At 36.0% G+C, this 15670-nt stretch carries 11 protein-coding genes; 3 read left to right on the top strand and 8 right to left on the bottom strand.

Going from position 1 to position 15670, the window contains the following annotated elements; translation table 11 throughout:
• The first annotated feature begins 22 nt into the window (after positions 1–22).
• Positions 23–544 (top strand): DUF4136 domain-containing protein, encoded by a 522-nt coding sequence (locus Q5N74_RS01145; RefSeq protein WP_304386825.1) that lies wholly within the window; start codon positions 23–25, stop codon positions 542–544.
• A 31-nt stretch (positions 545–575) separates the two neighbouring features.
• Here Q5N74_RS01145 and Q5N74_RS01140 read toward each other — a convergent pair whose 3' ends face one another.
• From Q5N74_RS01140 to Q5N74_RS01125, 4 genes are all read right to left on the bottom strand, one after another.
• Positions 576–1997: a M64 family metallopeptidase gene (locus Q5N74_RS01140; protein ID WP_304386824.1), complete on the bottom strand. Its 1422-nt coding sequence runs from the start codon at positions 1995–1997 to the stop codon at positions 576–578.
• A gap of 2 nt (positions 1998–1999) precedes the next feature.
• On the bottom strand, positions 2000–2503 hold the full coding sequence (locus tag Q5N74_RS01135) for a hypothetical protein (RefSeq protein WP_304386823.1): 504 nt from the start codon (positions 2501–2503) through the stop codon (positions 2000–2002).
• A gap of 76 nt (positions 2504–2579) precedes the next feature.
• Positions 2580–2957 carry a DoxX family membrane protein gene (locus tag Q5N74_RS01130; protein WP_304386822.1) on the bottom strand — a complete coding sequence of 126 codons (378 nt, stop codon included), beginning with the start codon at positions 2955–2957 and terminating at the stop codon, positions 2580–2582.
• A 67-nt stretch (positions 2958–3024) separates the two neighbouring features.
• The gene (locus tag Q5N74_RS01125) at positions 3025–9087 is read right to left on the bottom strand and encodes an alpha-2-macroglobulin (protein WP_304386821.1); all 6063 of its coding nucleotides are present in this window, start codon (positions 9085–9087) and stop codon (positions 3025–3027) included.
• A 136-nt stretch (positions 9088–9223) separates the two neighbouring features.
• Between Q5N74_RS01125 and Q5N74_RS01120 the strand changes: the two genes are divergently transcribed.
• Both Q5N74_RS01120 and murC read left to right on the top strand, forming a co-directional pair.
• Positions 9224–10177, top strand: a complete 954-nt coding sequence (locus Q5N74_RS01120) for a lipopolysaccharide assembly protein LapB (protein WP_304386820.1) — start codon at positions 9224–9226, stop codon at positions 10175–10177.
• A gap of 174 nt (positions 10178–10351) precedes the next feature.
• The gene (gene murC, locus Q5N74_RS01115) at positions 10352–11707 is read left to right on the top strand and encodes a UDP-N-acetylmuramate--L-alanine ligase (protein WP_304386819.1); all 1356 of its coding nucleotides are present in this window, start codon (positions 10352–10354) and stop codon (positions 11705–11707) included.
• A gap of 111 nt (positions 11708–11818) precedes the next feature.
• Here murC and Q5N74_RS01110 read toward each other — a convergent pair whose 3' ends face one another.
• From Q5N74_RS01110 to Q5N74_RS01095, 4 genes are all read right to left on the bottom strand, one after another.
• On the bottom strand, positions 11819–12547 hold the full coding sequence (locus Q5N74_RS01110) for a hypothetical protein (protein WP_304386818.1): 729 nt from the start codon (positions 12545–12547) through the stop codon (positions 11819–11821).
• Positions 12548–13260: 713 nt separating this feature from the next.
• The gene (locus Q5N74_RS01105) at positions 13261–14148 is read right to left on the bottom strand and encodes a dienelactone hydrolase family protein (RefSeq protein WP_304386817.1); all 888 of its coding nucleotides are present in this window, start codon (positions 14146–14148) and stop codon (positions 13261–13263) included.
• 13 nt (positions 14149–14161) lie between these two features.
• A complete protein-coding gene (locus Q5N74_RS01100; RefSeq protein WP_304386816.1) occupies positions 14162–15028 on the bottom strand; it encodes an alpha/beta hydrolase in 867 nt (288 codons plus the stop codon).
• 16 nt (positions 15029–15044) lie between these two features.
• On the bottom strand, positions 15045–15638 hold the full coding sequence (locus Q5N74_RS01095; protein WP_304386815.1) for an FMN-binding negative transcriptional regulator: 594 nt from the start codon (positions 15636–15638) through the stop codon (positions 15045–15047).
• Between the last annotated feature and the right edge of the window lie 32 nt (positions 15639–15670).

Genomic DNA, 15670 nt, shown 5'->3' with positions numbered 1-15670 from the left:
CTTTATAATAAAAAATAAAGTTATGAGGTTCTTCACATTTCTAGTTTTAGCCATTTTTGTAGTTTCTTGCGCTCCCATTCGTGTTCATTACGATTTCGATAAAGGGACCAATTTCTCAACCTATAAAACCTATAACTATTACAGCGATATGGAAACAGGGTTAAGTGAGTTGGATACCAAGCGCTTATTAGAAGCTTTGGATGCGAACATGACAGCCAAAGGTTTTAACTTATCAGATACCCCCGATTTTTTTGTTGACATTAAAAGCAGCGACTACCAAGAAGCGCAACGTAATACCGTTGGTGTTGGTTTAGGTGGTAGTGGTCGCAATATGGGTGGTGGTATTTCTATAGGTTTACCGCTTGGACAAGCGAATTTAAATAGACAAATCACTATCGATTTTGTTGATGAAAACAAAAAGCAACTCTTCTGGCAAGCGGTAAGTGAATCGAGTTTTAGTCCAAATGCAAACCCTGAAAAACGCGAGCAACTATTTAATAGTATTTTAGAAAAAGTGCTAACGGAATATCCACCTAAGAAGTAAGATTATGTTTTCTGCGGAGACAGCAGCTTTTTTAATTTTTCACTAGCTTCTTACTAGCTATAAGCGCATTCCCCGAATAGAAATTAGTGACATACATACCACTACTTAAACTACTAATATCAACTTGGTTTGTTTGGTAATTAGCCACAAAAATCGTTTTTATCTTTTTTCCGTCTAAGCCAATAATATCAATTTTAAGGTTGGTGTCTGTATCACTTTCAAATTTAAAATGAACAAAGGTGTTGCTGGGGTTGGGGTACATCGCAATCGTGTAATTTGCCATTGTGCTCGTGATGTCATTCACGCCTAACGACGATTTATCAATAGTCCAAGTTGTGGTGTATACATGAAAATTGTTGTGGTTGTCAACCTTTAAAAATGTTGAAGTATCATTTACCGAAACGGTTAATATGTTTGGTCCAGAATTTAAATCAGTTTCTAAAACGCTTACATTATCCACATTATTGGCGAAATTAGAAGTATTCAAAGTCCAAGTACTTGTTAAAGTATTTGGAATGGGTTTTATTAAATTCAAATGAAAATCGATAGGAAAGGTAGTGCTTGATACCGAATTGGAGCTTGGTGTGTATGAATCTATTGGTGAAATTAAATCGTGAATTTTTTCTACAATCCCTTCTTTACAAACCGAACAAAACGGTTTGTCTATTTTTTCCATAATACAGTTTTGGTGAGGCTTATACCAGTCGGCACAATTACCGGTAGCACATGTATATTGGTAAATGCCAATAGTGTTAATACTCAACCAGTTTTTCCACTTTATAAGAGTCGGGTCTGTTTCCTTAGTCATATTAATGGCTTCTGCAGCGAGTAAGTCGCCAGGGTAATATTCGTCCTTTAAATTGAATAAGGAATGGCCTAATTCATGCATTATAACATTGGTGGCAAAGGTGCCTTTGTAGGCTATGGGGAATTCACCACCAGTACCTCCGTATTCTGTAGAATTCACTAGAATCAAGGCTTGATCGTAAATAGGGAAATTGGCAGCCAATACATCATAGATTTTGGCTTGAGTATTATTTGCGGAATTTCCATCAAGTTCATAATACAACAAACGGTGTGTACCATAGGCGTCATAGGTTGCATTAAAATACGTGTCAACATATTTTGTTGGTAAATTGTTGTAAGGTTCAGATACATCTGTAGCGTTCCCAGGATGGTCGGCGCCACTCTCGTTTGAAGGCACTTTGATGATATGCACATTAAAAAAGTTGAAATATTCTTTAAAAGGCGACTGACTAAACATTTTATTTACAAAGCCAGTGGCATCCGTTTTAAATTGTGCTAACTCACTCATTTGATAGCCTTCACTTAAAATAATTAAATTGATTCTTTTATCATTATCCCCCGAATTTTTAATAGTTTCCTTGTCAAAAACCTGAGCGGAAATACCTTGGAAACTAACCAGTAAGATTGTAAGTAATAGGTGTTTCATTTTTAATCGAGCTTTGTAATTATTAAAGGGGTACTATTTTGTAGCGAGTCGGTTATTTCGTTAATAGCAATAAACTTGGTCTTGCTATGTAATTGTAAACGTAAAGATAGCGGTGCACTTTTTAAGTCTATTTTTTTATTTTCAAATATAAGTGAATCGTTAATAAATTCAATATGTTTAGATAGTGGGTTTTTTAAAGTTAAGGATGTGATTTCGGTTGAATTTTCATCTAATTGAATACATTTCAAATCGCCAATCAATCCTATTTTAAGATGTTTGTTAGGGGTGTTTCTTAGTTTTCCATCTGTTATTGTTTTATTGATGAATTGCATGTTTTTTTTACCGTTTATATCTTTTGAAATGCTGTAGTTTAGAAACACCAGTCTTGGGTGCGCATCGTCATTTGTAACCACTTCAACTACTTGTTTTTTAGAAGCACAGGAGAACTGTAATGCAATTAGCAAAAGCAGTGCTAAATAGATATTGTTTATTGATTTGGGTTTCAATGCTGTGTGTTATTTAATTTGATAAAGTTAAGGATAAAAAAAAGAGGCTTTTTACGGCCTCTTTAAATGTTGAATATTATCCAGCTAATAAATCTTTATACGTGTCTTTATAGCCATAAAGCACTAGGATGTTTAAAATTAATACCACTAAGCCTGGGCCTATGCCTTCTGGGTTTAAAGTAGCGTGGAAAAGTACAATGTTAACCGAAACACTCATGAGTATAATAGCCATTAAAGCACCATACTTGTTCAGAATGAAGGCTAAGCCAGTTAAAACTTCCACGATGGCCACAAGGGTAATTACTTTGGCCGACATTAACGCGCCGAAATAAGCACCTGCCGCTTCAGACATGCCTTCTGGTGCTGGTAAAAAGTTTAAAAACTTATTCAGCCCAAAAACCAGCAGAAAAAGACCTAAAATAATTCGCACTACCATAAAAACTTTTGAATTCATAATTACATGTGTATTAGTTAGTAAACTGAAAGATAATAAATATTTCATAGCTTAGGTCGTAGCCATTTTACTTAACTAACAAACGCACGCCTTCGCTGTGGCTGCTAAACTCTGGCGCATACATGCTTTGAATCGTAGTGATGCCATTACTCATATTACCTGCATTATTCACTCGTAAATCGTATTCAAATACAAAGACCCCTTTAGGTAAATAGTCGAAAAAGAAGTTTGTTGATGCATCTTTGGTACTCTCATAATAGCCCAAACCATCTTGCCATTTGTATGTTGAAAGCACATTGATGGGTTCTAATCCTGCTGCGCGCATATCTTTCATGTGTACAAATTCCATTGCGCGGTCACTTCGTAATTCAATACGAACACGTACCAAATCGCCAACTTTTAAAGGTGTTTCATGCGTGATTTCTGAAATTTCTTCCCCCGTATCCGTATTCTTTTTAAGGAATAGCTTTTTCTTTAGCTGAAGCGGTGTTTCTGCGGATGTTATTTTGTCTAAATCTTCAAAATATTGCCAGTATAAACCGCCCCAAGCAATACCATCGCCTTTTTTTGTAAGCTGAACAGTTGCCATTTCAGGTTTAATTTCTGAAGCATTCCACGATGTTTTGTAGTAGCCCGTACCTGCTTCTATTTTTACCGTTTCTAATGTTGAGGGTGCTATTTTTTTACCGCCCAAAACCACATCGACCGCATCGGTTACCGATAGCCAATCGCTGCCTTGAAGCAATAGCGCATACACCGCTTCGGTAGTGGCTTTAGTGGTTTTCCATTGGTTGGTTTGCTTGTTTTTAAGAAGCCAAATTTTTAAATTATCGATGGTTTTTGTGTCATTTTCAATTTCCGAAAAGGCTTCAATTAATAAGGCTTGAGTTTCAATAGGTGCTTGGTACCAGTACCATGAACTGGTGTTTGCTTTCCAGTACATGCCTAATTCATCTGAAGTGATGCTTGTTTCTTTTAGTGATTTTAGAATTTTTGAAGCCGTGGTTTTATCTCCCATGCGTTCTGAAACTAAAGCCATCAATCCTTTTGAATATAACGATCTAGATAACCAGTATTTTTGAATTTGTGTTTGATAGTATTTGGTAACATCTTCAACTTCCTTCGATTTTTTAATCTCAGAATAAAAGCTTCGCATGTACAAATAATGCAGTTGGGTATCGCTTAAATGGTCTTTGTTTAAATCAACTTTTGCATTGTGTTTTCTAATGTCTTTGTATTCTTGAACAAATTCAGCGTCTAAATAATTGATGGCTTTCTCAATCATGTTAGCGATTTCTTTGGTTTCAACTTTAAGTTGTTTCAAATGCCCAAAACCAGTAACAATGTGTTGGGTAATGTATCTGTTTTCACGTCCGCCATTAAACCAAGCCCAAGCACCAGAACGCATTTGGTTGTTTTCAAGTTTACGTTGTGCTAGTTGTAATTCATTGTTCATTTTATTTAAATCGAATAACAAGGCGATGCGTTTTTTCTGTTCTGTTTCACTTTGTGCATCACGTAGCCAGGGTGTTTCTTGAATAAAGATTGGTTTTAGTTCCTCGTTTTTTTCTAAGTTAGAAATTAAGGCGTCTTGCGATTTCCACTGGTTAAACACCTCCTGAATTCTAGGGTTCGAATTCGCAATATGGCTGGCCAGTGCATTCGCATAATAACGTGAAAATGTTTGTTCATTGCAATCGTAAGGGTATTCCATTAAATAAGGAAGTGCCTGTACGGCATACCACGCTGGGTTAGACGTTATTTCTAGAGTAAGCTTGTGGTTTTTTAGCGTTGTTGAGGTATTGGTTTTTAGCTTGTTTAAAGTAAAGGTTCGGGTTTCGTTGCTGCGAATCCACATGGGTAAGGTTTCGGTAACGAGCATGCGGTTACTTAAAACAGGTAAAGCATTTTGCTCACCATCACTAAAGGTTCCAGATTTTGCTAGGATTTTATATTGAACCGCATCAACATCATCAGGTATGGATAAACTCCAAGATACTTGAGTATTGCCTTTGGCATCGACTGTAAAGGACTGGTTGTTTGCTGAATTACCAAGTTTAGTATCTATAGCATTTCCTAAAATAGCATCGGTTAACATTAAAATAGCGTTTCCAGAAAGTGGCTTGTCTATTAGGTTGGCGATTTTGGTGCTGATGGTTATTTGGTCACCTTGACGTAAAAAACGTGGCGCATTCGGTATCACCATCAACTCTTTTTGAGTCACAGCTGTGAGTGTTTTTGTCGCACTTTCCATAGTTTTGGTATGTGCGAGTAATTGTAATTTCCATTGGGTTAAGGATTCGGGGGTGGTGAAGTTGAAACTCACATGCCCGTCCTTATCGGTTTGTAACTTCGGAAAGAAAAACGCCGTTTCTTGAAGGTTTTTACGAATTTGGACCGTATCGAAATTTTGGTTTTCCTTAGAATCATCAATATTATTTTCTTCTACTAATGATTCTGATTTTACTGTAGTAACTACGCCTGTTAACGCTTCCTTTTTTTGTGTTCCATAACCCACTACTATGACTTCATCTAAATTTGAACTGTCTTCCATGACTTCTACGCCATGAACCATACCGCTTAGTGTTCTTGAAACGCTGGAAACACCCCGAATCATCATATGTTGGTTTCCTAAGTTAAGCCCAAACCAATTCCATCGGTCGTACTGCTGTTGTGAATACGAACTGCTTGTGCGTTCATTATAAACTCTGAAATTTTGGGTTCCAAAACTCTGGTGTGCTTTACCGTTATTGTTATATGAGTAATAGGTTTGATTAATAATTGGATTGAAATTCCATGTATGTGGTATAAACTGGTCTAGTGAAGCATCGTACATGCTTGCTAATAATTCGGCAGCGACTTTATCACCCTGCGGACCTTTAATTTTGAAACTCCAAGTTTCATCGGTACCAGGTTGTAATTTATCTCGGAAGGTGGTGGTTTCAATCTCTAAATCGGTTTTGGGGTAGGGCACTGCAATAATTTCTGTACCCGATTGAAAACTATTAAAAGCGGCAAAACTATAATGTATGGCAAAACCGCCACGGTCGTTGTTGGTTACAGGAATATGTATCTGTTTTTTGTTAGTGTTAAGCTCAATTACTTCTGTTTTAACCGTTTTATGATCTTTTTCAATAGTTATTGTAACATTCAAATTATCGGCAGCAGAAGCCAACGTAATAACAGCTGTTTCTCCCGTTTTATAAGTTGGTTTATTGCTGGTAATACTGAATAATTGATTGTCGGCTAAAGTTTTATCTGCATCACTATACAGTGTGGTTTTTATTTCATCTTTAACCAATTGCCCAAATTTATCCTTGCTTTCTAAAGTGATGATGTATTGTCCTGAAACCCATTTTTTAATGTTTCCTAGAGCTAGTTCTTTAGACTTTTCGGTGTCAAAAATTTTTTCAAAAACCAAAGGACCTTTTTTCCAATTGGAAGCATTATGTTCGTTAATGTAAGCATCATGAGGGAATAAGTTTTTAAAGGCTTCTTCAGAAAACTCTTGATAATCGGGTGCTGCCCAAGGTCGAGATCTTAAAACCACATTTGGCGCTTGTAATTTATAAATTTTAACGATGCCTTTGGCAGGTATAAATTCGCCATTAAGGTTTCTCGTGTTTATAGAAATGTTGTGGTTTTTATTGGTTTTATCTAGGTTGTCGATCAAACTCATCGTAGCCAATAAGGCATGATAGCCCACATTTACAATCGAGGAAGCGCTTCGGGTTTCACCATTAATATCGGTAACATCGGCAGTGATTTCGTAATTGAAAATCGGTAAACTGCTCTTGTCAACACTTTGGTCTGGTAGTGCTTTAAAAGTGATTTCGAATTCACCTTTGGCATTGGTTGTGCTTTCCCCATGCGTAATTTCTTGAGGTTCGCTGTTAAACCAAGGTCTGTACCAATAATACCAACGCGGATATTCCACTTTACGCTGTACACGATACACGACTTTGGCATCGGTAATGTTACTGCCTGCATAAGCTAAGGCCGTTCCTTTTACAGTGACAGAATCATTGATTTTGTATGTCTCGGTAACTGGATTGAATTTTGTTTCGAATTTTGGACGTTTATATTCTTCTACGGAGAAATAATGGTCCAAATAGAAGTCTTCTTCATCACCATCAAATTCAATGTGATAGTCACCGTTTAAGCCATTATTAGGCAATATGAATTCACCAGAAACAGAGCCAAATTCATTGGTTTTAAATTCAAGTTCTTTTATGTTGTCATCATTCACATCATATAACGTAGCGTAAACAGATTCATTAATAACAGCTTCCGACTTTCCGTTTTTAGTCTTCATTGCAATTGCTTTAAAGTAAACGGTTTGTCCGGGGCGGTAAATACTTCTGTCCGTAAACAAAAAGGCTTTGTATTTGGTTTCTTTTTTTTCTAGAACGTATTGGGCGTTTACATAATAATCGCCAAAGTATGCCGTATCGCTAAATTGGGTCACTTTTACAGAAACATTCCGGTAACGGTCTTTGGTTTTTTCAATTTTAATGAAGCCCAAATCGTTGGTGGTGAATGTTTCTGAGCTTAGGCTTCTATTGTTGTTTTCGTTGAAAGTAAGTTTAACTTGTGCGTTTTTGATGGGGTTTCCGTTGGTTCTATCAATAAATTGGAGTGTTTTATAATCTTCGTTTTCAGTTTCAACAAGGGCTAAATTAGTCACTTGAATGCTGCTAAAGGCAAAGGTATTGGTGTCATCTTCAGTCGATGCAACTATTAAGTAGGTGCCGTTATTCAGTTTAGGAACCAATAGTTCGGTGCTGTGGGTTTGGTAATCGCTTTCGTTTGGTAATGTGCTTTCCCATGTTTTTGACGCGTTTAATTTTTTTATAAACGCCAGTTGTTGATCTTTTTGGTAGGTTTTATTGAATTTTTCTAATTGGTTTCGAGTTAATTCATAGGTGTTAAATTGAAGTTTCTCAATATTTTTATAACTAACCAATAAGCGACTGTGTTGCTGAATAGGTAAATAGCTTTCAGTTGTTATTTGTAGTGATTGTTGTTCAATTTGTTGTTTTAAAATGGTGCATTGTTCTGCAGACTTGCTTTTTGGAAATTGTTGAATAACCTTGTTACAAATAGTTAAAGCGTCTTTAGTTTTCCAACGGTTCTCTTCATTGGCTTTTGCTTCATATTGATTGCTTTGTTGGTAGTAGATTGTTGCGATTTCAAAATGGTATAAACCAGATACTTCATGCGTTTTTAGTTTGTCAGCTTCAGCTTTTAAAGCATTTAATAGTAAAGTGTCTTTATCACTAAAAGTAGCGTGGGTATTCACGAATTTTAAACGTTCCAAATTCACATTGGCGAGGGCGAATGGTGTTTTATCATTTAAGTGAAAGCAAATTAAGTCTTGGTATATTTTTAAAGCGTGTAGTTGTAAAGAAGTTTTGTCTTTAGAGCTGATGTTTAATTCAGAAAATGTTGTGGCATCTCTTAAAAACGCAGGGTTGTCTATTTCAAATTTAAACGCAGGTTTTGTAATGTGGGTTTCATTGGTTTTGTAAAAATCTAAGGCATTTTGATTTAGAAAGTCGAACAGCGTAGGTCTGTAAATTTTCGAATCTTTTTCAGTATTTAAAATAGCATCGTAGTTGCTTAAAGGTTCTAATTGAAGTTTTTGTCCGTTTTGTAATGAGTTTTGGTAATGCAAATGAATGTCGTTGAACAAGGTTTGCAAATCCCAAGTTCTAAAATCGGTCGCGTCTACTTTTTCAGATGTTTTACTACGGTTATAAAATTGCCATCTGTTTTGGTTAAAATATTGCCAATATAAGTTAGCGAGCATGCTTTCTAAAACATTTTTAGTTGGGAATGCACTTAACGCGATGTGTTTTTTGAAATCGTTAATTATTTTTAACTGGGCATCTTCTTCGAGCACCAAAGCGAATTTGCTTTTAAAAAGCATGGTTTTTATAAGTTGCGGGTGGTTTTTATCTTTACTGGCTAGCACAGAAATTTGCTCCACAACCATTAAAGCCGATTTTGGTAAACCTTCCGTTTCATGCTGTTGCACTGTTTTCCAGAGTGTTTCGTAGTTTGGAGTCTGACTATTTCCTACGCCTGAAAGCAAAATAATTGTTAAAAAAATTATGGATCGTTTCATTTGATTAAATTTGTTACTAAATTACTTTCAAAAGCTATTCCAAAAAACAAAAAAGAAGGAAATAGTTTATTTGATTGAGTTAATTTACTTATTTTTAGTTAAAAAGGCGTGTTGATATTTGTTAACAAATCATGTTATGAGAAATTTTTTATACCTACTACTTTTTCCAATCGTATCATTTAGTCAGGCCCCGTTAGATAGTATTGCTTCTTTTTTTAAGCAAAAAGAGTTTGAGAAAGCCGAAGTGCAACTCACCGCCTATTTGCAGAAACATCCAAAAAACTTGAAAGCCATCGAGTTATTGGGTGATGCCTTTGGCCACCAAGAAAAATGGGACGATGCCATGGCAAATTACAAACAATTGGTAGATGCAAACTCCAAAAGTGCCGAGTATCACTATAAATATGGTGGTGCTATGGGTATGAAAGCGTTAACGGTTAGTAAATTAACCGCTTTAGGGATGATTGGAGATATCGAATCGGAGTTTCTAACAGCCGCTGAATTGGATACCAAGCACGTTAACGTACGTTGGGCATTGGTGGAGTATTACATGAAATTGCCAGGTATTTTAGGCGGTAGTAAAAGTACAGCCTTGAAGTATGCATATCAACTTGAACAACTGTCAAAAGTAGATGGTTATTTAGCAAAAGGTTATGTTTATGAGTATGATGATGAGCCAGAACTTGCCGAAAAATATTACAAACTAGCTATAAATCAAGGTGGTAGCTTATGGTGTTATGATAAGTTGACTACTTTTTACGAAAAGCAAAAGCAGCCAGAAAAAGCCTTGGCAAACCTAGAAGTTGCCAAAGAAAAACATAAACGTAACGCCCTGCATTATGAAATGGGTAAAATTGCTGCGGAATATAACATTGAATTACAAAAAGGCGTGCAGTGTTTACAAACTTATTTGAAAAACTATTCGCCAGAAGATGGTGTGCCAAAAGCTTGGGCGAACTATAGGTTGTCTCAAATTTATGCGCTTAAAAAGAACAAACAAGCCGCTCTAAAGTATATTGATTTAGCACTTGCCGAATCGCCAGACATGAAACATTTTAAGCAAGAAAAGATGCGTATTTTGAAGCTGTAATGAGTCTCAGAGTTCAGTTGCATTATTTAGAGTGTGTCTTACTATCAAAATACATGAAATTTCCGAAATTTTAAGACCTGTTCTTTGATGTCTCGGTAACTTTAAAACTTTGCCTCTTTTAACCTTTCCAAGCTCAGTACAAAAAAGTATATTTGGAGCAATCAAAACAACGCCATGAACGTACATTTTATAGCCATTGGTGGCTCTGCCATGCATAATTTAGCGCTAGCCTTACATAACAAAGGGTATCAAGTAACAGGTAGCGACGACGAAATTTTCGAACCGTCAAAATCGCGATTACAAGCAAAAGGATTATTACCAGAAACTTATGGCTGGTTTCCAGAAAAAATCAATGCGGGTATTGATGCTATTGTTTTGGGTATGCACGCCAAAGCCGATAATCCTGAGTTGTTAAAAGCTCAAGAATTAGGCTTGAAAATATACAGTTACCCCGAGTTTTTGTACGAACAATCGAAACATAAAACACGTGTGGTTATTGGTGGTAGCCATGGAAAAACCACTATTACGTCTATGATTTTACATGTGATGCATTATCATAACCGCGATGTCGATTATATGGTAGGGGCACAATTAGAAGGTTTTGATGTGATGGTAAAACTTACTGAAACCAACGATTTTATAGTGCTTGAAGGCGACGAGTACTTAAGCTCGCCAATTGATAGACGTCCTAAATTCCATTTATACAAACCTAATATTGCCTTGTTAAGCGGTATCGCTTGGGACCATATCAATGTTTTTCCAACCTATGATAATTATGTGGAGCAGTTTCGCATTTTTGTAGATAGCATTGTTAATGGAGGTAGTATTACCTATAACGAAGAAGACCCGGAGGTAAAACGTGTAGTAGAAGCATCAGCCAATGCCATTCGTAAGCTGCCTTACAATACAGCAACTTATACCGTTGATAATGGTGAAACCCTGTTAGAAACGCCAGAAGGCCCGTTGCCAATTGAAGTTTTTGGGAAACACAATTTAAATAATTTATCGGGTGCCAAATGGATTTGCCAACATATGGGTATTGATGAAGACGATTTTTACGAAGCCATAGCCACCTTTAAAGGAGCTAGTAAACGCTTAGAAAAAATAGCCGAAAGCAAAACCAGTGTAGCCTATAAAGATTTTGCCCACTCGCCAAGTAAAGTAGAAGCAACTACCAAGGCGGTAAAAGAACAGTATGGTAACAGAACCGTAGTAGCTTGCCTAGAGTTGCATACCTATAGCAGTTTGAATGCTGAATTTTTAAAAGAATATAAAGGCGCTTTAGATGCTGCCGATGTAGCTGTAGTGTTTTACTCGCCACATGCTGTAGAAATTAAGAAACTAAAAGAAGTGACTCACGAACAAATAGCGACTGCTTTTGAGCGTGACGACCTTATTATTTATACCAACCCAGACGATTTTAAAAACTTTCTGTTCTCGCAAAACTTTGATAACAAAGCCTTGTTATTAATGAGTTCTGGTAATTATGGTGGATTGGATTTTAATGAAGTTAAGGAGTTGATTGGGTAGTTAATTCCTGCGAAAGCAGGAATCTTGTGTTTTGGATTGTAGGACTGTTAGGGCTTACTTGATTGCATACTTTATTGGAAGGTGATATGTTTTAGGTTTAAACTCCTTACGTTAGCCTGTAATAGTTTGTTTTCCTTCGAATGAAGGTACAACATTCTCCATTTTTGCAAAACTTAAACTAAACTCATCATTTCTAATATCATCTAATAACCAACTACCTTCACTATACTCCATTATCCAGATTTTAGTTTCATCATTGAAACCTTTTTTTCCTTGAATCACTTTTCTGCTGTCTCTGTCTATGAGGTAATCTTCAATATTGCCAGTAATACTAAAAGCTATTTTTGAGCCTTCCAGATTATCTTGGTTCGAAATTTCAAGGTATAAAGGTTTAATACTACTAACACTTTGTAGCTTACATATATTTAGTAGGTTTTCTTTTTTCCATCTATTTAAATGAACTAATTGCTGGTTCTGCCAATACCAATGGTTAACATAAGAAGATACTTCTTCCATGTTTTCATTTCCCCAAGCTAAATATACTCTGCTAAATACGTTAGAAACATTTTTCTCAATATTAAGCCACGAAAAATCTTTGTTTATAATACTCAATTTTGCTAATTGTTTTTTTGCCTTTCTTATGGCAATAAACTGAATGACTTGTATGTAAAAAATAAGAGGTAGAAAAATGATTGTTAGCACGCCTAAAAGCGCTTTTCCCCACCAGGTTTTAAATAAAGCTTTGGCAACGGTGCCTCCAGGACCGGCATAAACAGGGTCTATAAATAAAAATAAAATGAAAACGATTGTTATAAAAATTGTTAACTGATGTTTTTTCATGGTAGAAACAATTAAGTGATATTTAATTTTATAATTCTGTAAAAACTAATGAGGCTGAAAACAATAATAAAGACCATGTATTTGGATTGCTTTGAGCTTAAACTTTTTTTCTTAAACCAAAAGATTGAGGGAATTAGAAAAACAATGGTAAATAAATATTTGAAATAAATTTCGCTAGTAGAATTTTCTAAAGTTTGTTCTGTTGAATTTATAGTGAGATTACTAACCTCTTCAGTAAAAAAGGAGGCGTGCAAAGTAACTTTATCTCCTTCATTAAGTGTGTTATATATTGTTTCTGTAAACTGGTCGTTATTGTTTTCGAAATAAATATTATAGGTGGTATGGTCAAATTTATCTCTATGATTTTCGCTTTTTGAGACTACTACAGTTTCAATTGTTTTATAGGGGAGAATTGATTCAATTAAATTTAAGAAGCCAACCAATACAGGGATTATTGAAAGTACTTTAATGAGTGTGCTGTATTTGGCCAAGTTGAAGTTCAATGCTAAATTATAAGTTATGTTATAAAACGAATTTAGTAAATATTTCTTACAATCAAACATAAGATTTACTAAGCCTCTCAAACAATTCCCAAACACTAACAAAAACTCAAAGTAACTTTTAAATCCGTAAAGGCATTTAGTCAATGAGTATAAAAGCGTAACAAGCTAAACAAGTGCCAATAATATTATGATATAGCACGCTTTAAAGTATTACTTAAGTTTTTCCTTAAAAAAAGCAATAGTCCTATCCCAAGCCAACGTAGCTGCTTTTTCATCATAACGCGGTGTGGTATTGTTATGGAAGCCGTGGTTTACATCGGGGTAAAAATGCGCCGTATATTCAATGTTGTGTTCTTTTAGAACCGTTTGGTAAGCTGGCCAACCTTCGTTAACGCGGGTGTCTAGACTAGCATATTGTAGAAGTAAAGGTGTTTTTATTAGGGCCGCTTCTTCGGCAGTGGGTTGTCCGCCATAAAAAGGAACTGCAGCTAGTAAGTTAGGCAACTTCACCGCCATCATATTCGAAATCCAGCCGCCAAAGCAAAAGCCAACAACCCCAATTTTTCCATTGCAATTTTCGTGTGTGCTTAAGTAATGAAAGGCCGCAATAAAATCTTCAAGCATTTCATTTTTATCACGTTTTTTCTGAAGTTCTCGACCGTCATCATCATTTCCTGGGTAGCCACCTAAAGGAGACAAAGCATCAGGAGCTAAAGAAATAAAACCATCAAGCGCTGAGCGTCTGCCTACATCTTCAATATATGGGTTTAAACCTCGGTTTTCATGCACTATAATAATGCCAGGTAATTTCCCTGTGGTGTTTTCGGGTTTAGATAGTAAACCTTTAATGGTACCGCCGCCTTTGGGTGACTGGTAGGTAATATATTCCGAGTTTAAGCGTGCATCGTCTGGTTTCACCAAAAGGCTGTCTAGATAATTAGGCGACATAAAACTAAGTAAAGACGAGACCGTTAAGCCGCCAATAGCGTAGAGCGATAGTTTTTCAACAAACTGGCGTCTGCCAATTTTATTATGGGCATAATCATCATATAAATCAAAAACCTCTTGATTGATGTCTTCTTTAGTTAGCTTTTTCATGACGTTGAATGTTTTATAAGCCTAATTTATTTAAAAATTTCCAAATGCTTCTACTTAATTGTATGTTTTGTTTGGTCGTAAAGTTTCCGTGTTTACCTTTTTTAATGGTGAGAAGCTCGGTTTTAACTTTATATGTCTTTAGTTTTTTATAAAGAATTAAGGACTGTTGGTAGGGTACAATAGGGTCTGCAGTACCATGTGCTATAAATATTGGCGGGCTGTTTTGTGACACATAATTTATGGGGGATACCGATTTTACAAAGGCCGTATCTGTATTATTAAGCGACAACCAATTGTTGGCAGATTTCCAATAGGCGAGTGGTGTTAAATCGCTGATACCATATTTATCGATGATAGCAGCTACTTTTATTTTTTCTGAATGCTGGCAATTACCATCAAAACGTTTATTGTTGCCCAATAATCCAGCCATTAAAGCCAAATGCCCACCAGCAGAACCACCCATAACAACAATTTTAGAGGTGTCGATGTTTAGTGCTTTGGCATTTTTGTAAATATAAACTAAGGCACAACGTACATCTTCAATCGCAGCAGGGGCAGGTGCCACATCTACTAAGCGATATGCCACATTGGCTACGGCATAGCCATGTTTAAAAAAGGTGCCAAAGCCTGTTTGAGATTCTTTGGTGCCACTGCGCCAACCACCACCATGAATATTAATAACAATGGGTGTAGGTACGCTATCATTTTGTTTGGTGTATAAATCCATATAACCAACCCAATCGTTGGCTTCTGTGTAAATAACATCTACTTCAGCAGTGTAATCTTCGGGGTAAATAACAGAGGTGTATTCTTTTTCTTGAGATAAAACCACAAGTGTATGGTATAAAAATACGAGGGTAAAAACGATAAAACGCTTCATTGTTTATGTGATGGGGTTAAAATACTTTTTTTAAAAAATGCTCTATACTTTCATGGTTAGCGCGAATTAATTCGGTTCGGGCATTACTAATGTCTTGAGGTTTTTTGTCTTGTGAAAGTTTGAATTTTCCTTCCCAAGTATCAATGGTTATTTCGAACATTTCGATATAATCTAAAGCCCCAAGCATGCGCTGGTTGTCTGGGTCTAAAACGTATTTGTGTTCTGGCGCTTCTAAAAATTCAGTCATTTTAATAATAGAATCCTTTAAGGCGTCTTTACTTTCTATAGCATGAACCGTGCCCTTTAAATGAACTTTAATATAATTCCATGTTGGTAACTGTGTTGTTGTATAAATACTAGGTGAAATGTAACACTGCGGGCCCGAAAATAAAATGGTGATGGGTTGTGCGTTTTTTAACAAAGCAGCATGTGGGTTTTGTTTATCTATATGGCCTATTAATTTACCCGATTCATTATAAATTAAAGGTAAATGTGTGATAAAAGGGCTGTTGTCTTTAACTGAAATTAAGGTGGCTAAGGGATAGGTTTTTATCACCTCAATGATGTGATTTATGTCGTTATCTTGATGTATTTTTGGAGGATAATTCAAAGGGATGTACTATTTTAAATGGACGTTTGTTG

The organism is Mariniflexile sp. AS56 (genome assembly GCF_030552475.1).
In the GTDB taxonomy this organism is placed as follows: domain Bacteria; phylum Bacteroidota; class Bacteroidia; order Flavobacteriales; family Flavobacteriaceae; genus Mariniflexile.
The sequence above is the reverse complement of the archived record's forward strand: the minus strand, read 5'-3'. Positions and strand labels throughout refer to the sequence as shown.